The 18,821-nt window shown below is 72.2% G+C and carries 17 protein-coding genes; 9 read left to right on the top strand and 8 right to left on the bottom strand.

The window, feature by feature from the left end:
* Positions 1-2 precede the first annotated feature (2 nt).
* A complete protein-coding gene (locus ACZ3KP_RS28000; RefSeq protein ID WP_467502607.1) occupies positions 3-1,217 on the top strand; it encodes a PucR family transcriptional regulator in 1,215 nt (404 codons plus the stop codon).
* Between the two features lie 60 nt (positions 1,218-1,277).
* On the opposite strand, the gene ACZ3KP_RS27995 is transcribed toward ACZ3KP_RS28000, so the two are convergent.
* Complete coding sequence (locus ACZ3KP_RS27995) at positions 1,278-1,829, bottom strand: HdeD family acid-resistance protein (RefSeq protein ID WP_467502605.1); 552 nt, start codon at positions 1,827-1,829, stop codon at positions 1,278-1,280.
* A 211-nt stretch (positions 1,830-2,040) separates the two neighbouring features.
* Here ACZ3KP_RS27995 and ACZ3KP_RS27990 point away from each other — a divergent pair, with 211 nt between their 5' ends.
* The 6 genes from ACZ3KP_RS27990 to ACZ3KP_RS27965 all read left to right on the top strand — a co-directional run bounded on the left by ACZ3KP_RS27990 (position 2,041) and on the right by ACZ3KP_RS27965 (position 9,139).
* Entirely contained in the window at positions 2,041-2,541 is a 501-nt protein-coding gene (locus ACZ3KP_RS27990; protein ID WP_467502603.1) for a hypothetical protein, read from the top strand.
* 151 nt (positions 2,542-2,692) lie between these two features.
* Positions 2,693-3,886 carry a PucR family transcriptional regulator gene (locus ACZ3KP_RS27985; RefSeq protein WP_467502601.1) on the top strand — a complete coding sequence of 398 codons (1,194 nt, stop codon included), beginning with the start codon at positions 2,693-2,695 and terminating at the stop codon, positions 3,884-3,886.
* 181 nt (positions 3,887-4,067) lie between these two features.
* On the top strand, positions 4,068-4,913 hold the full coding sequence (locus ACZ3KP_RS27980) for an alpha/beta hydrolase (protein ID WP_467502600.1): 846 nt from the start codon (positions 4,068-4,070) through the stop codon (positions 4,911-4,913).
* Positions 4,914-5,009: 96 nt separating this feature from the next.
* The gene (locus ACZ3KP_RS27975) at positions 5,010-6,743 is read left to right on the top strand and encodes a thiamine pyrophosphate-dependent enzyme (RefSeq protein WP_467502598.1); all 1,734 of its coding nucleotides are present in this window, start codon (positions 5,010-5,012) and stop codon (positions 6,741-6,743) included.
* A 32-nt stretch (positions 6,744-6,775) separates the two neighbouring features.
* Positions 6,776-7,807 carry a catalase family protein gene (locus ACZ3KP_RS27970; protein ID WP_467502597.1) on the top strand — a complete coding sequence of 344 codons (1,032 nt, stop codon included), beginning with the start codon at positions 6,776-6,778 and terminating at the stop codon, positions 7,805-7,807.
* Positions 7,808-8,002: 195 nt separating this feature from the next.
* On the top strand, positions 8,003-9,139 hold the full coding sequence (locus ACZ3KP_RS27965; RefSeq protein WP_467502595.1) for an AI-2E family transporter: 1,137 nt from the start codon (positions 8,003-8,005) through the stop codon (positions 9,137-9,139).
* Positions 9,140-9,510: 371 nt separating this feature from the next.
* Here the strand turns inward: ACZ3KP_RS27965 and glpK are convergent, their stop codons facing one another.
* Both glpK and ACZ3KP_RS27955 read right to left on the bottom strand, forming a co-directional pair.
* Positions 9,511-11,028 (bottom strand): glycerol kinase GlpK, encoded by a 1,518-nt coding sequence (gene glpK / locus ACZ3KP_RS27960; RefSeq protein WP_467502593.1) that lies wholly within the window; start codon positions 11,026-11,028, stop codon positions 9,511-9,513.
* A gap of 70 nt (positions 11,029-11,098) precedes the next feature.
* Positions 11,099-11,866: an IclR family transcriptional regulator gene (locus ACZ3KP_RS27955; protein ID WP_467502591.1), complete on the bottom strand. Its 768-nt coding sequence runs from the start codon at positions 11,864-11,866 to the stop codon at positions 11,099-11,101.
* Between the two features lie 189 nt (positions 11,867-12,055).
* On the opposite strand from ACZ3KP_RS27955, the gene ACZ3KP_RS27950 reads away from it, so the two are divergent.
* Positions 12,056-12,481: an ATP-binding protein gene (locus tag ACZ3KP_RS27950; RefSeq protein ID WP_467502589.1), complete on the top strand. Its 426-nt coding sequence runs from the start codon at positions 12,056-12,058 to the stop codon at positions 12,479-12,481.
* A 93-nt stretch (positions 12,482-12,574) separates the two neighbouring features.
* Here the strand turns inward: ACZ3KP_RS27950 and ACZ3KP_RS27945 are convergent, their stop codons facing one another.
* The 4 genes from ACZ3KP_RS27945 to lnt form a co-directional block, all read right to left on the bottom strand.
* Positions 12,575-13,810: a PP2C family protein-serine/threonine phosphatase gene (locus ACZ3KP_RS27945; protein ID WP_467502587.1), complete on the bottom strand. Its 1,236-nt coding sequence runs from the start codon at positions 13,808-13,810 to the stop codon at positions 12,575-12,577.
* A gap of 96 nt (positions 13,811-13,906) precedes the next feature.
* Positions 13,907-14,665 (bottom strand): IclR family transcriptional regulator, encoded by a 759-nt coding sequence (locus ACZ3KP_RS27940; protein ID WP_467502585.1) that lies wholly within the window; start codon positions 14,663-14,665, stop codon positions 13,907-13,909.
* A gap of 65 nt (positions 14,666-14,730) precedes the next feature.
* Entirely contained in the window at positions 14,731-15,210 is a 480-nt protein-coding gene (locus ACZ3KP_RS27935) for an NUDIX hydrolase (protein ID WP_467502584.1), read from the bottom strand.
* A gap of 67 nt (positions 15,211-15,277) precedes the next feature.
* On the bottom strand, positions 15,278-16,891 hold the full coding sequence (lnt, locus tag ACZ3KP_RS27930) for an apolipoprotein N-acyltransferase (protein WP_467502582.1): 1,614 nt from the start codon (positions 16,889-16,891) through the stop codon (positions 15,278-15,280).
* A 188-nt stretch (positions 16,892-17,079) separates the two neighbouring features.
* On the opposite strand from lnt, the gene ACZ3KP_RS27925 reads away from it, so the two are divergent.
* Positions 17,080-18,108 (top strand): O-antigen ligase family protein, encoded by a 1,029-nt coding sequence (locus ACZ3KP_RS27925; protein ID WP_467502580.1) that lies wholly within the window; start codon positions 17,080-17,082, stop codon positions 18,106-18,108.
* Positions 18,109-18,235: 127 nt separating this feature from the next.
* Here the strand turns inward: ACZ3KP_RS27925 and ACZ3KP_RS27920 are convergent, their stop codons facing one another.
* The gene (locus ACZ3KP_RS27920) at positions 18,236-18,790 is read right to left on the bottom strand and encodes a hypothetical protein (RefSeq protein WP_467502579.1); all 555 of its coding nucleotides are present in this window, start codon (positions 18,788-18,790) and stop codon (positions 18,236-18,238) included.
* Between the last annotated feature and the right edge of the window lie 31 nt (positions 18,791-18,821).

Below are 18,821 nucleotides of genomic sequence, written 5' to 3'. Positions count from 1 at the left end.
CTGTGAGTGTGCTTCCCCCGTCCGGAACGGGTGCGGGTGCCGCAGGCGGTGGTGAACTGCGGCGGGTTCTGGAGCGTTTCGACATCGGCGTCGTGGTGCGCCGGATGGATGCGGGGTTCGGCCGGTTGCCGGCCTACACCGCGTTCGAGTGGCCGGTGGACCGGGCGGCCGTGGTGCGCTGGAACGTCGACCTCATACTGCGCTGGATGGTCAACGGGATCCCGCCGGACAGTTACCTCCGTTCCGAGCTGCACGAGTTCCTGCGCGCCCGCGCCGTCGCCGGCCAGCCGATCGAGGACAGCATCCTGGTCTACCGCCGTGGCGCGCGGATGTTCTGGGAGGCGCTGCTCGACCTGGCCGGTGACGAGGACCGGGCGGTGCTCGTCGCGGAGTGGGACACGGTCTGGGGTTGTCTGGAGGACTACCTCGACCTGGTCGTGGACGTGTTCGCGCGGGCGTACGCCGATCAGCAGGACGCGCCGTCCACGGCCGGTGACCGGCGTGCCAGAGCCCTGTTCGACCGGTTGTGCGCGCGGCTGCCGGTCACGATCGAGGACCGGGACCGGGCCGCCCGGCTCGGCTTCGACCTGGCCGAACCGTACCGTCCGTTCGTCGCCCTGCTGGCCGGGGCCTCGGTCGCCGGTCAGTCCGATCTCGCGTCGCGGCTGCGTACGGCGGGGGCGCTCGCGTTCACCGAGGGGCTCCGGGTGACGGGGCTGACACCGCCAGGGTTCGGCTGGGCGCCGTTCCTGGAGGACCCCCGGCTGATCCTGGCCCAGGATCCGCCACTGACCCGCGACCGGCTCGGCACGGCGGTCGACGGCCTGCGCGCGTTGCTCGCGATCGCGGCCCGGTCCGGGCGCCGCGGCCGGGTGCGCGCCGACGACTACCTGCCCGAACTGCTACTGGCCGACTCGCCGGAAGCCTCCGACCGGATCGTCCGACGGGTCTTCGGTCCGCTGGAGCGTGCCGAAGCCGTGGATCTGGCGGACACGTTGCGGTGCCTCGCCGTGCACGGTTTCGACAGCACGGCGGCCGCGGCCGCGCTGCCGGTGCACCGCAACACGCTGCTGTACCGGGTGGGCCGGATAGAGAAACTGACCGGTCTGTCGCTCAAGGACCAGCGGGACCGCACCCTCGTGCTGCTCGCGGTCACCTGGGAGACCGTCGCCGCCACCCTGCAGTCGGCCTCGGGGCTGTCGGACGCCTTCGACTAGGGCCCTTCTCTCCACCGGGGACCCGTCCGGCCGGGCGGCGGACCAGCACGGCGGACGGGGTCAGGCCGGTCGGGCGATGCCCCGGATCCGGCGTGCCAGGCCGAACTGCATGGCGCCGAGCATGATCAGCCACAGGCCGGCCAGGAAGGACAGCGTCAGCAGCGACAGCCCCGGCCAGACCAGAAGCGTCAGGCCGGCCAGGACACCGAGCAGCCCGATGAAGACGTTCCACCCTCGTCCGGGGAGGCCGGGATGGTCGACGGCCGCGAACACGGCGGTGAAACCGTCCGCGATCCAGTAGACGCCGAGCAGCAGCCCCAGCGCGAGCACCGTGATCAGAATGTGCCGGACCGCGTACAGCCCGAGCAGCAAGCTCACCACGCCGAGGACCGCGGTGAGGGTGCGGGCGCTACCGGTCTCCCCCATGCTCGCCGATCCCACCAGCCGGAAGACCCCGGTGGCGATCAGCTGCGAACCGAGGACCACCGCGAGTACGACGAGGGTCGGACCTGGCCACGCCAGGGATATGAGGCCGGTGACGACCGAGACCAGCCCGTAGAGCAGATGCCAGGTCCAGGAGCCGCCCAGGCGGGCGACGGGGCTCTTGTTCATGCCGCGAAGCTATCGGCGCGCCCGTTGGGCGAACTCCCAAAAACCCGCCAGACCTTCGTGCCCTCGCACAGGACGGAAGGGCGTTGAATGGAGCGGACAGAACGCGCATCCGAGGGGGTCCGGTACCGGTGGCCGCCGGGGCAGTGCCCGAGCGTCGCGGAAGCTGTCCGGAAAGACCTGTTCCAGTTGCCGACGTGAGGAGTGCGAGGACATGGCCGGTCCCGTCGACTGGGAGAGCTTCGCCGTGATGACCGGAGGCGCCAGCGGTGCCCTCACCGGTCTGTTGTTCGTCGCGGTGTCCCTCAACGCCAACCGCATCGCCAAGCACCCGGGTCTGCGCGCGATCGCGGCGCAGACCCTCGTGCTGTTCCTCGCCCCGCTGGTCATGGCCACGGTTCTGCTGGCACCCCGCCAGGCCGACTGGGCCCTGGGCGCCGAGCTCATGGCCGCCGGACTGGCCGGAAGCCTGAGTCTGCTGGCCATAGGCCGACGCAGGCGCGGTCCGGCCACCGCCGACAAACGCCTGACCGGCCTCTTCGACCGCCGGGACACCAGCGTCGTCGTCATGCTGCTGTTCGTGGCCGGCGGCGCCGTCCTGGCGTCCGGCAGACCCGCCGGGCTCTACCTGCTGCTGCCCGCCTCGCTGGTGGCGTTCGTCAGCGGGGTGCTGAGCGCATGGAACTTCCTGCTCCCGCCACCCGACATGCTGTAGCGGTCTCGCGCCGACGGCCCGTGCCCGCCGGGTGCCGACAGCACCAGGGCCGACGGCGACCACGGCAGCGACCACCCCCGTCCACCGTTCGTCGCCGCCCCCGCGCACCGGCGAGAACCGGACCGCACCGAGCATCTGGAAGGTAACAGCGATGTACGCCACGCCCCGGGCCGGCGCCGGGCCCGAGGTGGCCGGGCGGCTGCGCGGCGTACTCCAGGACCTGGACAGCGAGGCGCTGGCACGGCAGTTGGCCCGCGATCTGAGCGACACCCCAGCCGGACGAATACCTGGCCACGGCTCCCGGGCGGAAGCCATGGAGGACATCATCCGCCGCAGCCTGGAACTGGTCAGGAACTGGCTGCTGAGCGGACAGGAGCCCGGCGGGGACGCGCTGTCGGACCTGTACGAGGCGGCGCGCGAGGCGGCGCGGCGCGACCTCACCGTGGAGGACGCGATCCGTGCCTGCTGCGGTGCGGCGCGGGCGGTGCGGAGCACCGTGACGGAGGCCGGCCCGCCCGAGGGCGGTGCCTGGCCGCCGCCTCACCTGGAGGTGCCGTGGGCGTTCCTCGACATGGCCCTGACGACCGTCACGCGGGCGTTCGCCGACCAGCGGGACCTGCCGTCCGCCGACGGCGACTCCCGGGCGGCGACGTTGTTCGCCCGGATCTGCGCCCGGTCGGCGACGACCATCGAGGACCTCGACCGGGCGGAGCGGCTGGGCTTCGAACTCGCAGGCCCCCACTGCCCGTTCGTCGCCGCGATCGACGGCGGCTCGGCCGCCGCGCACGCCGGCCTGGCGGCGCGTCTGCGGTCCGCGGGCGCACTCGCCTGCACACAGGGGCACCGCGTCGCCGGGCTGACCGGTCCGGGCTTCGACTGGGCGGGCTTCCTCACCGACAGCACGCTGATCCTCGCCGCCGAGTCGGCCACCGGCGCCGCCGGGCTCGCGGAAGCGGTCGGCAACCTGCACGACCTGGTCACCCTGGCGGCCCGGGCCGGACGCCGGGGACGGATCCGCCCCGACGACTTCCTGACGGAACTCATGCTCGCGAACTCACCCCGGCTGGCCGAGGACATCGTGCGGCGGGTCCTCGGCCGGCTGGACGCCGAGGACCCCTCCGGGACGTTGTCGCAGACGCTGCGGTGCCTGGCCGCGCACGGCTTCAACCGGACGGCGGCAGCGGCAGCGCTCCCTGCCCACCGCAACACCCTGCTCTACCGAATCAACCGGATCGAGAAGCTGACCGGCCTCGACCTCGACCGGCACGCGCACCGCGAACTCGCCCGGCTGGCCGTCGTCTGGAGAAACACGACAGACGGCGACACCCTGGGCCGACCCGAGTGAGAGCCGGCGGCGGTCGGGTGCACCGACGGGGCAGGTGCCATCAGGGGTTGTCGCGGTGCACAACAGCCGGTCGAATCCTTGGCCCCGTGCACAGCGCGAGCGGTGTCACGCTGACGGCGGCAGGTCAGAACCGGCCGGGCGTGCGCCCGGACGGCTGCCGTAGCGACGGAGGGATGCGGGGATGACTTCTGCACCGAACACGATCGTCCTGATCCACGGCCTGTGGATGACGCCGCTCGCCTGGGAGCACTGGGCGGCCCGGTACGAGGAGCGGGGCTTCACCGTGCTCACACCCGGCTACCCGGGGATCGAGCCGGGGGAGGCCGGGGTGGCGGCGCTCCGCGAGGACGCCTCGGCGATCGCCGGTGTCGGAGTGCGCGAGGTGCTGGATCACCTCACCGCCGTCATCCAGAAACTCGACGCCCCGCCGATCATCATGGGGCACTCGTTCGGCGGGACGTTCGCCCAGTTGCTGGTGGGCGCCGGGCTCGGGGCGGCCGGAGTGTCGATCGACGGCGCCGCGGTCAAGGGCGTGAACGCGATGCCGATCTCGGAGCTCCGTTCGGTCCTGCCGGTCCTGAAGAACCCGGCGAACGCACACCGGGCCGTCCCTCTGACGGCCGAGCAGTTCCACTACGCCTTCACCAACACCCTGGACGAGGACGCCTCCCGGCGGGCCTACGACCGTTACGCCGTGCCGACGCCGGCCCGCATCCTGTTCCAGGGCGGCCTCGCGGCCGTCACCCCGCACGCGGCCACGACCTTCGACTTCGCCGACGACGAGCGGGCGCCGTTGCTGTTCGTCTCCGGCGGCAGCGACCACATCCTGCCCCCGGTCGTCCAGCGGCAGAACTACGAGAAGAACGCCAAGCACTCGACGGCGCTCACCGCCCACGCGGTCTTCGAGGGCCGCGACCACTTCACCTGCGGCGAGCCCGGCTGGGAGGCCGTCGCCGACTTCGCCCTCGACTGGGCGCTGAACCCGCGCGCCGGAGTCCTCGACGCAACGCCCGGCGAAACCCGCTGACCGGACCCCGACCCGGGTCGGGATCCGAACCCGAACCCGAACTCGAGTCCGAATCCGATGAGAACGGCTGACACCGGCTGAGAACGGAGACACCCCATGTCGAAAACGGTGGCCGACGGCCTGTGGGAGATGCTGGTCAGCGCCGGCGTGCGGCGCTGCTACGGGATCGTGGGCGACGCCCTGAACCCGGTCGTCGACGCGATGCGCCGCAACGGCCAGGTCGACTTCGTGCACGTGCGCAACGAGGAGTTCGGCGCCTTCGCCGCGGTCGCCGAGGCGAAGCTGACGGGGCAGCCGGTCGCCGTGTGCGGGACGGCCGGCCCTGGCGTGGCGCATCTGATCAACGGCATGATGGACGCCCTCAAGGAGGAGGTGCCCGTCATCGTCCTGGCCGGCGACACCGAGACCGCCCTGATGGACAGCGAGACCGTCGAGGAGCTGAACCCGTACCGGTTCTTCGCGTCCGCGGCGGTCTACGTGGGCCGGCTGGTCAACCCCGGCCAGCTCCGCACCGTCGTGACCTCCGCGGTGACGGCCGCGGTGACCCGCGGCGGCCCCGCGGTCGTCGCACTGCCCGGTGACATCGCGGCGGCCCGCGCACCGAAGGACCGCTACGAGATCCGGCTGCCCCGCCCGGTGTCCGCGCCGGCCGGAGCGGAGGACCTCACCGCCATGGCCGAGATGATCAACGAGGCGGGCACGGTGGCGGTCTTCGGCGGCCAGGGCTGCGCCGGGGCGCACGCCGAGGTGACGGCGCTGGCCGGGAAACTGGGCGCGCCGGTCGGCTACTCCCTCAAGGGCAAGCAGTTCCTGGAGCACGACAACGCCAACGCGGTCGGGATGACCGGCCTCCTCGGGTACGGCGGCTGCCACCACGCGCTCCAGCACGCCGACGTGCTCCTGATGCTCGGCACCGACTTCCCGTTCAGCGACTTCCTGCCACAGGGCGACACCCGCGTCATCCAGGTCGACCGGAATCCCCAACGGCTCGGCCGGCGCGTACCGGTGGACCTGGCCGTCACCGGCGACGTACGGGCCACCGCGGCCGCGCTGCTGCCACTGGTCGCGTCGAAGTCCGACGGCGGGTTCCTCGCCCGCTGTGTGGAGGAGACCGAGCGGTTCCACCGCAGGATGCGGCACTACGCGGAGAAAGGGCCGCGGATCAGGCCCATCAGGCCGGAGTACCTCGCCACCGTCCTCAGCGACCTGGCCGACGAGGACGCGCTGTTCTTCGCGGACACCGGCACCCCTGTCATCTGGGCGGCCCGGCACATCAGGTACGGGCCGGAGCGGCGGCTGTTCGGATCGTTCTCCTGGGCGTCGATGGCCACCGCTTCACCCGGCGCGTTCGGAGCGCAACTGGCCTTTCCCGGACGGCAGACGATCGCGCTGTGCGGCGACGGCGGGTTCACCATGCTCGCACTCGGCGACCTGCTCACGGAGGTACAGCGCCGACTGCCCGTCGTGCACATCGTGCTGAACAACAGCGGCCTGGACTTCGTCAAGATCGAGCAACAGGAGGCCGGCTTCGTCCCGTTCGGGACCGACTTCGCCAACCCGGACTTCGCCGCCGTCGCCGAGGCCGTGGGTGCCAAGGGCATCCGCATCGAAGACCCCGCCGACGTGGCGGACGGCCTCGCGGCCGCGCTGTCCCACACCGGCGGCCCGGTCGTCGTGGACGTCCTCGTCGACCCCTACGCCCTCGCGGTCCCCGCACACGTCCCCGCCGCAACGGCCGCCGGCTTCACCCTCAGCGCGGCACGTCAGGTCCTCGCGGGCCGCCTCGACGACGTCATCGACACCGCCGCCCACAACGCCCACCTCATCTGAACGGCCGCCCGGTCGACGGAGGAAGACGCCCCATGACGGACAGCCACGACTCCCCGCCGAACGCACCGGACGCGACGCCCGGCGGCTGGCGCGAGATCTACCACGGCGGCTCACCGGAGGCCGAGGAGGCCCACTTCCGTGACCTGGCGGACGTCGTCGTCGGCGTCCAGCGGGCCAACAGGCGGAAATCCGGCGCGCAGGTCTCCCGCCGCACGTTCCACGCCAAGATCGTCGTCGGTCTGGACAACGCCGAACTCGCCTTCCGGACCGATCTGCCCGCCGACCTGTGGGCCGGAGACTTCACCGCCGGAGCCCGGCTGCCGGCCGTCGTCCGGCTGTCCAACGCCAGCGGGACCGTCCGGCCCGACAGCAGCCCCGACCTCCGCGGTGCGGCACTGAAGCTGGCTCTCCCCAATGGCGGCGAACACGACCTCCTCATGACCAGCTACCCGGTCTCCCACGCCCGCGACGCCACCCAGTTCGTGGAGATCGCCAGGATCGGCGCCGGTCCCAGACCCCTGGTCCTGCCCCGCCTGCTGGCGAGTCTCGGCCCTGCGGAGGCCATCCGCGTCCTCCGTAATCTGAGGCAGGCCAACCGCCCCTCGCCCGGCCTGGCCCTGGAGTCCTACTGGAGCCGCGGGGCCGTCCTGTGGGGCGACACAGGCCCCGTCAGGTTCCGCCTCAGCCCACTCGGCCCGCTCGACCGTCCCGCCCCGCCACCGGATCCGGCCGACGGCCTCCAGGCCGACTTCGCCGCCCGGCTGAGCGTGGCGTCGGTCCGGTTCGCCCTGCACATCCAGAAGTACGTCAGCGAGAGGCTCACACCGATCGAGGACGGGGCGGTCGAATGGAGGGAGAGCGACTCGCCCTGGCTCGCCGTGGCCACCCTGACGATTCCCGCCCAGAACACCCTCGACGCGAAGGGCCGGGCAACCCGCGACCACGTCGACACCCTCGCCTTCAACCCGTGGCACGCCCCGGCGGAGTTCCGCCCCCTCGGCAACCTCAACCGCGCCCGCCGCACGGTCTACGCGGCCAGCGCCAGGGAGTGGCACGCCCGGTAGCGGGTGCGCCGAGTCCCATGGGGGCGGCCCGGCCACCCGTCCGGCCCCGTGGATGTGAGCCTGGACGTCGGCCTGGTTCAGCCGGGTGGATGCCGTCGGCTACGAGTTCGTCGAGTTTTTCGACAGAGGAACGAGGTGCGGGATACCCCGCCGTTCGGGCCGTGGGGGTTTCGACGTGGACCGAGAGGGGTTCGCATGCAGACAGACGAGCGACGAATATCCGAGGCACCCGCCGACGGCGATCAAAGCGATCGACGGACCGGCCGGCCACCGGTGTCACGGCTGACCGTGTTCGGCTGGGCCGTCGCGGCGGCAGGGGGCGTCGCGGCGGTTGCCGTGGCCGCCATGACGCTGTACAGCGTGCGTTCGGTGCTGATCAAGGCAGTCATCGGACTGTTCCTCGCCGTCAGTCTGGATCCGCCGGTGCGCTGGATGGTCGGGCGCGGAGCCCGACGCGGTCGCGCGGTCGCCATCATCTTCCTCACGACGCTCGTCCTGGCTGCTCTGTTCCTGTGGGCGTTCCTTCCTCCGCTGCTGAGCCAGGGCACGGGCCTCACCTCCGACTTCCCCGGCTACCTGGCGCATCTGCGCAGGCAGTCGCCGGCCCTCGCCCGGCTGGACGACCGCTTCCACCTGCTGGAGCACGTCACGGCGTGGGCCAGGACGATGCTCGATCGAGCCGGACACAACGCCTGGACGTATGGGCAGCGGGCGATGGGCGCCGTTTCCTCGGCCCTGCTCGTGGGCGTACTGACGATCTATTTCATGCTCGACCTGCCCCGGATACGGAAGGGGCTGGTCGCCGCCTTCCCGCAACGCCACCGCCGCAGGGCCGACGACGCCGTTACCGTCGTCGCCGACAAGGTCGGCTCATACATGATCGGAAATTTCGCCATCTCGGCGATCGCCGGAGTCGCCACGTTCGTCGCGCTGACTGCCCTGCGCGTGCCGTTCGCGGTTCCGCTGGCGGTCTTCGTCGCACTGACCGACCTGCTCCCGATGATCGGCGCGACACTGGGCGCCGTGATCTGCATCGTCGCCGCCCTGGCCACCACCGACCTGTGGCCCAACGCCATCGTCGTCGCTCTGTTCTTCGTCGTCTACCAGCAGCTGGAGAACTACCTCATCGCACCGAAGGTGTTGCGCAACGCGGTGCAGATGTCGGCCCTCGCCGTGCTGCTCGCGGCGCTTGTCGGCGGAACGCTGCTTGGACTCATCGGGGCGCTGATGGCGATCCCGATCGCCGCTGCCGTCAAGGCCATCACTGTCCCGGCGCTGCGAACCCGTCGGCAGGGCAGCCTCGCGACGACGCACGAAACCCCCGGCCCGTAGCTTCGAACGTGGACCTCCGCACCGGGGACAGCCGACGAACGTTCACCGGTCGCCTCCGGCACGACAGCGAGGTCGGCCGCAACGGGCCTTCACGATCTCCAGACAGTGCTGGCCCACCCTGACCGATCTGTCGCTCACGCCCCGCTCGCGTACGTCGTCCGTCCGGACGGTGTACCTGGCCGTGCGCACCGTTTCGACGTCAGCCCTTCGTCGCGGACGCCGGGGGTAGGCCCCGAAAGAGTGCTTAACCTGGGAAGTGCCTCCGGCGGTGGCAGGAACAAGGACCTCGAAGATCCTCATTCTTGCTGGTCAGGTGAGTTTTCTGCTTTCCTGACCGCCTGCCGGACTGCCCGCTTCGTGAAAGCGCGAGGCTAGGGCCGCGGTCGTCTGATCCAGCCAAGCGACCGTTCGACGGCGCGCTGCCAGTTGTCGTACTCCGCCTCCCGGTGGCCGGGGTCCATCGCGGGCAGCCAGCGGGCGGCCGGGTGCCAGTTGCGGCGCAGCACCTCCAGGTCCGGCCAGTAGCCGGCGGCGAGCCCGGCGGCGTAGGCGGCTCCCAGGGAGACCGTCTCGGAGACCATGGGCCGTACCACGGGCACGTCGAGCACGTCGGCGACGAACTGCATGAGCAGGTTGTCCGCCGTCATGCCCCCGTCCACCTTCAGTTCCTTCAGCCGCACGGAGGAGTCGGCGTTCATGGCGTCGACGACCTCCCGCGTCTGCCAGCCGGTGGCCTCGAGGACCGCCCGGGCCAGGTGCCCGCTGGTGATGTAGGAGGTGAGGCCGACGATCACCCCGCGCGCGTCACTGCGCCAGCGCGGTGCGAACAGGCCGGAGAAGGCGGGGACGATGTAGCAGCCGCCGTTGTCCTCGACGGTCCTCGCGAGCGTTTCGATCTCCGGGGCGCTGTTGATGAGTCCGAGCCGGTCACGGAACCACTGGACCAGGGAACCGGTGACGGCGATCGACCCTTCCAGCGCATAGACGGGCGGCCGGTCCCCGATCAGGTAGGCGACCGTGGTGAGCAGTCCGTGCCGGGACCGTACGACGTCGGTTCCGGTGTTGAGCAGCAGGAAGCTCCCCGTTCCGTAGGTGCACTTGGCTTCGCCCGGGGAGAAGCAGGTCTGGCCGAACAGGGCCGCCTGCTGGTCGCCGAGCGCGGCCGCGATGGGCACGCCGGCGAGCGGCGGGCCGGCCTCGCCGTAGATCTCCGCGGAGGGCCTGATCTCGGGGAGCATCGCGCGCGGGACGCCGAAGAACGCCAGGAGTTCCTCGTCCCAGGTCAGCGTGTGGATGTTCATCAGCATGGTGCGGCTGGCGTTGGTGGCGTCGGTGATGTGCAGGCCGCCGTCGGCGCCGCCGGTCAGGTTCCAGATCAGCCAGCTCTCGATCGTGCCGAACAGCACCTCGCCGTCCTCGGCACGCTGTTCCAGGCCCTTGACGTTGTCGAACAGCCAGCGCAGCCGCAACGCCGAGAAGTAGGTGGAGGGCGGCAGACCGCACCGGTCGAGGAAGAACTCCTCTCCGGGATGGCGCGCCAGGTCCTCGACCAGGGGCGCGGTGCGGGTGTCCTGCCAGACGATCGCGCGGCCCACCGGGGTGCCCGTGCGCCGGTCCCAGACCACCGTCGTCTCCCGCTGGTTGGCCAGGCCGACGGCGGCGATCTGTCCGGTGTCGACGGCCGCCCCTGCCCCGGACAGGACCTCGGACATCACACGGCGCAGGTTGTGCCAGATCTCGACGGCGTCGTGCTCGACCCAGCCGGGCTTCGGGAAATGCTGCTGGTGCTCTCGCTGCGCGACGGACACCAGCCGCCCACCCCGGTCGAAGAGGATGCATCGGGTGGAGTTGGTGCCCTGATCGATGGACATCACATACCGTTCCACCATGATCGGGACCTCCTTCCGATGGTCGCGGGGGGGGGAGCGCCGGGGCGCCAGGGCCGGGGGACCGAGGTGTTCACCAGCGGGCGGCGCCCAGGTCTCGGGAGATCGCGCGGGCGGCCTCGCGGATCAGCGTGATCAGGTGGGGCCGGGGCCGGGCCTGACTGTCGCAGATCCTCTCGACGGGCCCGGAGAGCCCGATGGCGCCGACGACGAGACCGCCGTGGCCGCGGATCGGCACGGCCAGCCCGGCCTCGCCCATGCTCATCTCCTGTGTCTCCGCGGCCCAGCCCACCTCCCTGACCTCGGCGAGGGCCCGGGTGAGCTGTTCCTGGGTGACCAGGGTGTGCCGGGTGTACGGCTCCAGGCCCGATTCCACGGCCGCGTCGAGGGGCGCCGCCCCGTAGGCCAGCAGGACCTTGCCGAGCGAGGAGGCGTGCAGGGGGAGCAGCGCGCCCACGTCCAGGGTCTGGAGTGTGTCGTCCGGCCGGAACACGTGGTGGACGACGAGGACCCTGCCCTCCAGGGGGGTGCCCAGGCGTACCGCCTCCCCGCTGCGGGCGGCCAGGGCATCGGCCCAGTTGATGGAACGCGACCGCAGTTCGTTGACGTCGAGGTAACTCGTGCCGAGGTGCAGCAAGGCAGCTCCGAGCTGGTACTTTCCGGTCGCCGCGTCCTGCTCGACGAAGTCCACGTGCTGGAGTGTGCGCAGGATGCCGTGGGCCGTTCCCTTGGCCAGCCCTAGGGAGGCCGCCACCTCGCCGAGCCCCAGCCGGCGAGGCCCGGCGGCGAGCAGGCGCAGAATCGCGGCCGCCCGTTCGATCGACTGGACCGGACCGGCCATGAAGCGAGCTTATTACCGCCACGGCAGGTCTGCCGTGCGGGCGGCGCCCGGGTCACCGCGGCATCGTTCGGTAATGCCGACCGACGTTCATTGACCGACGCGGGCAGGCTCCTTAGCGTGCTACGAGGTCCGGCACATGCGCCGAGGTGTGTGAGGCGGACCCGATGACCTCACCTCTGGAGACACAAGATGGCGGTACAGCTCAATACCCTGGTGCGGGAGGCAAGCGAACACGTTTTCCCGACGCCTCCCGTTCCCGGTGCCGTCTCCGACGTGCGCCGACGGGCCGGTGCGGTCCTGACCGCCTGGAAGGTGTCCCCGGACGTCATCGAGGACGCGCTGCTGGTGGTGTCCGAACTGCTCACCAACGCGCTCGTGCACGCCCTGCCCCCGGCGGTGCTGCGGCTCTCCTGGATCCGCGACGCCGGACTGGGCACCCTGCACATCGAAGTGACCGACGCGGGGCCCTGCCGGGCGGAGGGACAGCCGCCCGCGGGGATCGACCCGGACGAGCACGGGCGGGGCGAGGAGATAGTCCACGCGCTGGCCACCCGGTACGGCATGCGCACGTGCCGGCGCGGAGTGACCCGGTGGGCCGAACTGGTCGCGGTCTGAGGACCCGGACCGGTCCGCGGCGCGTCCGCCCGGTCCCGCCCGCCTGAACCGTCTTCTGGTTCAGGCTCGGTCCAGGCTCACCCGGACCGCCTGTCAGCAGCCGAGGCGCGAGGGCGAGGGGCAGCTCGTCCGCTCGGCCGTTCGGGCACCTCCGCCCGTCTCCTCCACCGACCCGACGCACCGGGAGCGGTCCGCGGCCTGCATACGGAGCAGGAGCAGCGCCGCGTCGTCGTGCAGCCGGCCGCCCACGTGCGCCAGCAGTTCGTCGTGGACCGCGCTCAGGACGTGTTCCGGTTCGTCGGACACATGGCGTGCCACCCCTTCGGCCAGCGGGTAGAACGTGCGCGCACGGTCGCGGGCCTCGGTGACCCCGTCGGTGTAGAGCAGCAGCTGGTCCCCCTCGGAGAAGGGCAGGATCTCCAGGCAGGGGGGCTCGGCGACGAGGGCGCGCAGGCCCAGGGGCGGGGCCGGCCGGGTGGACTCGGCCGCGACGACCTCCCCCGAGGCGGATATCAGGAGGGGAGGCGCGTGTCCGCAGTTCACCATCTCCAGCCGCCCCTCCCCCGGGTGTCCGACGACCACCGCGGTGACGAAGTCGTCGGGGCCCAGGTTGCGCGCCAGGCTCCGCTCGATCCTGCCGACGACGGCCAGGAGATCCGGCTCGTCGTAGGCGGCCTCGCGAAAGATCCCCAGGACCAGGGCGGCGGTGCCCACCGCGGGCAGTCCCTTGCCGCGCACGTCGCCCACGATGAGCCTGACCCCGTGCGGGGTGGACACCAGGGCGTACAGGTCACCGCCGATCCGGGCCTCCGCCGCCGCGGCGCTGTAGCGGACCGCCACCCGGAACGGGCCCACGTTCTGCGGCACGGGCTGCAGCACCGCGTGCTGCGCGGCCTCCGCGACCGAGCGGACGGCGTCGAGCACCCGCTCCCGACGCCCCCGCAACGCGCTGGCCAGGGCGCTCGCCAGCGTGACGGCCAGCAGGGCCGACAGGACGACGGCCAGCTCACGCGCCGGCACCCCGTCCCGGGCGCCGAGCGTCCCGCCGAGCGCCGCGGCGAGGAAACCGACACACAGCACGCCCCGGAAGCCGTTGGTGCTGGCCGCCAGCGCCGGACCGGCCGCGAGCAGCGGCAGCCAGAACAACCCCGAACCGCCGAGAACGTCCGCCCACACGACCCCGCAGACGATCAGTACGGGCAGCACCGGGATCCCGGCGGCCAGCTGCGGGACGGCGCCGCGGGAGGCAGCCGCTCCCGGACGCGCCCCCCGCTTCCTGAACGGCCACGACGGCCCGTGGTGGTCGCCATGTTCTTCCGCCTGCCTCATGTTCCGACCGCAATCCTCACTGCACGGGGTGCACTACCGACTTGTCCGTTTCATCCAGGAAAAGGGTTCGGTCGGCACGTCACAAGGAGCGGATTTTCAGATAGTGAACGAGAGGCTCCTGGTCACCCGGTCGGCCACCGGGAGCAGTCTGGCCCGCAGCTCGGGGAGCCGGGCGAGCCGTTCCGTCGGGAGGGAGACGCCGAGCGAGCCGAGAACGTCACCGCGGTAGATCGGCACGGCGACGCACACCGTGCCGAGCGCGTACTCCTCCAGGTCCGTGACGGCCGGGGCGAGGGGAGAGGTGTCGAGCTTGCGGAGCAGTTCCGGGAGGCTGGTGATGGTGCGGGGGGTCAGGTCGGCGAGATGGTGCCGGGAGAGGTAGTCGCGGCGCGCGTCGTCGTCCAGTTCCCGCAGGACCGCCTTGCCCAGCGCGGTGGCGTGTCCGGCGTCCTCGAAGCCCACCCAGAGGTCGGTCCGCGGCGCGCGGGGGCTGTCCACGATCTCGGCGACGCTGATCTCGCCCTCCTCGTAGAAGGTGAGGTAGGTGGCGGTGGCCAGCTCGTCGCGGAGGGCGGCCAGGGTCGGGCGTACGCGGCTGAGCAGCGTCTGCCCCTGGCTCGCGGTGTGCAGCGTCAGCAGTTTGTCGCCGAGAACGAACCCTCCGTCGTCCAGCTTGCGGAGGTATCCGTCGTGGACCAGGGTCCGCAGCAGGTGGTAGGCGGTCGCCAGGGGCAGCCCGGTCTCCCGTGCCAGTTGCTTCGCGGGCGCGCCGTTCTCGTGCGCGCTCACCGCCTCCAGCAGACGGAAGGCGCGTTGCACGGACATGATGAGCGTGGGGCTCTCGTGGACGCTCATGCCACCAGCGTGCGCCTGGCATCCGCCGCTAGCAAGGGGCGACCGCGCGGAGCTGTTCCGTCCCGTCAGCCGGAGGTCGTGGCGTCGAACCAGGTGGGCGCGTCCGACATGGCCTGCTTGATCCGGAAGGTGCCGAACTGGTTGAGTTCGGGCAGGGCGTCCACGTCGAACCAGGCCACCTCCAGCGACTCGTCGTCGTTGACCCGGGCCTCACCGCCGACGGCCCGGCAGCGGAAGGTGATGTCCATGTACTGGCAGACGTCGCCGTTGGGGTAGGTGACCGGGTCCAGCGCCTGGACGAGGACCACCCGCTCGGCGACGCAGCGCACCGCGGTCTCCTCGAAGACCTCCCGCACGGCGCAGACCGCCGGCTGCTCCCCCGGTTCCGGGATGCCGCCGATGACCGACCACTTACCGGTGTCGGTGCGGCGGCCCAGCAGCACTCTGCCGTCGTCGTCGAAGACGATGGCGGTGATCCCGGGCAGCCAGAGCAGCTGGTGGCCCGCGGAGGCCCGGACGGCGCGGATGAACTCAGGAGTAGCCATGAGCCGACCCTAGCCGCCCGGTGCCCGCGGGCCGGCCGGGACCACGGGGCGTACGGCGGGTGTACGGCTACGCGTCACCGGCGCGACGACGGCGCAGGCCGGACCCGATGGCCCAGCCGACACCGCCCGCGGCCGCCAGCACCAGGACGATCTCGGGCAGGATGCCCAGCTCGGTCGCGGGCGTCCGGGAGGTGCGCAGCGGCACCTTCTGGACCAGGTGGGCGGGCACGAACATGCCGGTCTTCTGGGTGATCCTCCCGTCCGGCATGATGATCGCGCTGACCCCGCTGGTCACCGGCACGGTGACGGTCCGGCTGTGCTCGACCGCGCGGATGCGGGACATGGCGAGCTGCTGGTAGGTCATCTCGCTGCGGTCGAAGGTGGCGTTGTTGCTGGGCACGGAGATCATCTCCGCCCCGTGCGTGACCGTGTCCCGCACGTCCCAGTCGAAGGCGGCCTCGTAGCAGGTGGCGAGGCCCACCTCGGTGCCGTCGATGTCGAAGACGCCGGGCTTGGTGCCGCGGCTGAAGTCCTGGCGGACCATGCTGGTCCAGTTCTTGTTGATGGCGCCGACCAGACCGCGCAGCGGCAGGTACTCGCCGAAGGGCTGGATCTGCCGCTTGTCGTAGGTCGCCGTCGGTCCCTTGACCGGGTCCCACAGGATCTGCTCGTTGAGCAGCTTGCCGTCGCGTTCCACGACTCCGCCGACCGAGATGGGCACGCCCACCGCCTTCGAGGCCTCGTCGATCACGGCCGCCGCGTCGGCGTCGGCGTACGGGTCGACGTCGGAGGAGTTCTCCGGCCACAGCACGAAGGCCGGTTTGGCGACCTTGCCCGCCTTGATGTCGGCGGCGAGCCTGAGGGTCTCCTTCACGTGGTAGTCGAGCACGGCCTGCCGCTGGGAGGCGAAGTCGAGGCCGGCCCGCGGCACGTTGCCCTGGATGAGCGCGACGGTCACCGAGCCGTTCTCCGCCTTGTCGCTCACCAGGGTCCGCGCCGCGACCGCGCCCACCACGGGGACCGCCACGCTCAGCAGGGCCGCCGCCGCTGCCCCGCGCCGGATCTCACGCGTGCGCCGCCCCTCGACGGCGAGCCGCCCGGCCTCGTACAGACCGAACCCGCACAGGACGACCGCGAAGCCGAGCACCGGGGTGCCGCCCACCGCGGCGAGCGGCAGGAAGACGCCGTCCGCCTGGCCGAAGGCGATCTTGCCCCAGGGGAAGCCGCGGAAGGGCACGCGAGCGCGTACGGCCTCGCCGGCGATCCAGAGGGCGGCCGCCCACACCGGCCACGCCGGCAGCTTGGAGACCGCCGCGACGCCCACCCCGACCAGGGCGACGAAGATCGCCTCGATGGCCACCAGCGCCAGCCAGGGACCGGGGCCGACCTCGACGCCGGTCCACACCAGCAGGGGCAGCAGGAAGCCGAGGCCGAAGAGATAGCCGAGTCCGAGGGCCGCCTTCCAGGCGCGGCCGCGCAAGACCCAGCCGAATCCGGCGAAGGCGGGCAGGGCGAGCCACCACAGGGTGCGGGGCGGGAAGCTGACGTACAGCAGCACTCCGCTCAGGGCGGAGACTGCGGCCGGAACCAGTCGGCGCAGCAGCGCGAGGCCACGCGCACCGGGCGTGGGGCGTGGCGTGAGCTGGTCCGATCGGTCCACGGAAGTTGCGGTGACGGTCACTCGGGGAGTGTACGGCCGGGACCGTACGGCCGACAGCGCGGTCTCGGGATGCAGGAAACGCACGGTTCCCGCTCAAGTCGTCCACAAAACGGGCATCGGCGGTTACGGTGTGCGAAGCGGGCGGCGGGGGCCGCCCCACAGGTCGGGGGACCGCGTGGTTCGGGGGGCGAACGGTGGGGTCGACCGGGATGACGTCCGTTGTCGGAACGGACGCGGACAGCGACAGACGAAACGTTTCGGACGTGGTGGGCGTCCTGGTGCTCGGGGCCTGCGCCGGGTGGCCGCTGATCTCGGCGGCCGGCCGCGACGGACGGCCCGAGGGCGTGCTGCTCGCGGTGCTCGCCGTCGCCGCGGGCTACGCGGCGGGCCGCATGTCCGGGGCGCTGCTGCCGGTGGCCGCGCCCTGTGCCGGTGCGCTGGCCGGGCTGGGGCTCGCCTGCGCGCTGCCCCGGACGGCGCCGGGTGCCCAGGTCACGACTCCGCTCGGCCAGGCCGGTGCGGTCGCCGCGCTGCTGGCCCTGGCGACGGGCGGCGCGTGCTGCGCGGCCTGGGCGACGCAGGTTCCCGCGCTGCGCCGCGGCCTGCGGCTGCTGGCCGCCGGGATCGCGGCGTCCGGGGCGGTCCTGGGCTCGGCGGCCGGGTGCGTCGCCAGTACGGCCGTACTGCTCTGCTCCCTCGCCGCCGGGCGGATACGGCACCGGGGCGCGGGCGTCGCGGGACTGGCGCTGGCGGCCGCGGTCGTGGCCGGTACGGTCCTGGCGGTCGCGGCGAACGTCCTGCCGGCCGGACTCGTCTCCGCGCCGGAAGGCCCTCTCGACGCGCGCCGGGTCCGGCTGTGGCGGGACGCCCTGCTTCTCGCGCGCCGGAACACCGCCCTGGGAGTGGGTCCGGGTCGCTTCGGTGAGGTGGGCGGCGCCGCGTCCGACGCCCTGGCGCCCGACGGCAAGCCGCATTCCGCACTGCTCCAGCAGGCCGCCGAGCAAGGCCTGGTCGGCGGCCTGCTGCTGGCCGCCGCGTTCTGCTGGCTGCTCTACGCCCTGTGGCGCTCGCCCCGCACCACCCCCGTGGCCCTCACCGCGGGCGCGGCGCTCACGGCGCTGGCCGTGCTCGCCGCGGTCGGCGACGCGCTGAGTTTCACGACGGTGCCGGCGGGCGCGGGTCTGCTGGCGGGCCTGGCGACGGCACGCCCGTGGGCGACGGCCGCCCCCGGCGGCTGAGTGAGGTACGCGTCGGAGCGGTTCCGGACCCCCGCGGCCCGGTGCCGTGACCGCGCGGTGGGCGCGCGTACGAGGGCGCGCCGGGTGGGGGCGGACTCCGCGGCCGGGCCGGCTGTGCGTGCCTGCTTCAGCGAGCGGTACCCGGGCTGATGGTCCGCAGGCGTTCCCTGATCACACGCACCGCGGACTCGGCGTTGTCCACGGTGATCGTGAAGGTGTGGCCGTCCCACAGGCGCAGGACGATGCCCTCGCCACGGCGCACCACGACGGCCGTGCCCTTCTCGGGGCGCCAGCGATAGCCCCAGCCGCCCCAGTGGCGCGGGGTGATCTGCGGGGTGAAGTCGGCGCCGGCCACGTGGGACAGCGGGATGCGCCGGCGTGGTACCCCTATGTGGCCGCAGCGGACTTCGAGGCACTCCCGGTCGAGTTTCAGGTCGACGTGCACGAAGGCGAGGGTGCCGAAGAGGACCAGCAGTCCGGCGGCGATGCAGCCGACGACGGACATCACCAGCGGGGCGCCCGAGGTCCACGCGGAGTCCACGGCCAGTTCGATGCCGAGCGCCAAGCAGGCCGCGCCGGCCAGCGCCAGCAGCCACTGGACGCGGTTCGTGGCGCGGCCGGTCCAGATGTCGGGTCGCGGGCCGTCCTCGTCCCCGAGGTGGCCTTGGGGGTGGTCCCTCATGCCTACGAGACTACTCAGGTTTCGCTGCGCG

Source organism: Streptomyces sp. NPDC020958 (assembly GCF_055562175.1).
The sequence above is the reverse complement of the archived record's forward strand: the minus strand, read 5'-3'. Positions and strand labels throughout refer to the sequence as shown.

Excerpts from the sequence above, each read along its gene's own strand:
- ACZ3KP_RS27995 (WP_467502605.1), bottom strand. The coding sequence starts at position 1,829 with ATGAACAAGAGCCCCGTCGCCCGCCTGGGCGGCTCCTGGACCTGGCAT.
- ACZ3KP_RS27990 (WP_467502603.1), top strand. The coding sequence starts at position 2,041 with ATGGCCGGTCCCGTCGACTGGGAGAGCTTCGCCGTGATGACCGGAGGC.
- ACZ3KP_RS27985 (WP_467502601.1), top strand. The coding sequence starts at position 2,693 with ATGTACGCCACGCCCCGGGCCGGCGCCGGGCCCGAGGTGGCCGGGCGG.
- ACZ3KP_RS27980 (WP_467502600.1), top strand. The coding sequence starts at position 4,068 with ATGACTTCTGCACCGAACACGATCGTCCTGATCCACGGCCTGTGGATG.
- ACZ3KP_RS27975 (WP_467502598.1), top strand. The coding sequence starts at position 5,010 with ATGTCGAAAACGGTGGCCGACGGCCTGTGGGAGATGCTGGTCAGCGCC.
- ACZ3KP_RS27970 (WP_467502597.1), top strand. The coding sequence starts at position 6,776 with ATGACGGACAGCCACGACTCCCCGCCGAACGCACCGGACGCGACGCCC.
- ACZ3KP_RS27965 (WP_467502595.1), top strand. The coding sequence starts at position 8,003 with ATGCAGACAGACGAGCGACGAATATCCGAGGCACCCGCCGACGGCGAT.
- glpK (WP_467502593.1), bottom strand. The coding sequence starts at position 11,028 with ATGGTGGAACGGTATGTGATGTCCATCGATCAGGGCACCAACTCCACC.
- ACZ3KP_RS27955 (WP_467502591.1), bottom strand. The coding sequence starts at position 11,866 with ATGGCCGGTCCGGTCCAGTCGATCGAACGGGCGGCCGCGATTCTGCGC.
- ACZ3KP_RS27950 (WP_467502589.1), top strand. The coding sequence starts at position 12,056 with ATGGCGGTACAGCTCAATACCCTGGTGCGGGAGGCAAGCGAACACGTT.
- ACZ3KP_RS27945 (WP_467502587.1), bottom strand. The coding sequence starts at position 13,810 with ATGAGGCAGGCGGAAGAACATGGCGACCACCACGGGCCGTCGTGGCCG.
- ACZ3KP_RS27940 (WP_467502585.1), bottom strand. The coding sequence starts at position 14,665 with ATGAGCGTCCACGAGAGCCCCACGCTCATCATGTCCGTGCAACGCGCC.
- ACZ3KP_RS27935 (WP_467502584.1), bottom strand. The coding sequence starts at position 15,210 with ATGGCTACTCCTGAGTTCATCCGCGCCGTCCGGGCCTCCGCGGGCCAC.
- ACZ3KP_RS27925 (WP_467502580.1), top strand. The coding sequence starts at position 17,080 with ATGACGTCCGTTGTCGGAACGGACGCGGACAGCGACAGACGAAACGTT.
- ACZ3KP_RS27920 (WP_467502579.1), bottom strand. The coding sequence starts at position 18,790 with ATGAGGGACCACCCCCAAGGCCACCTCGGGGACGAGGACGGCCCGCGA.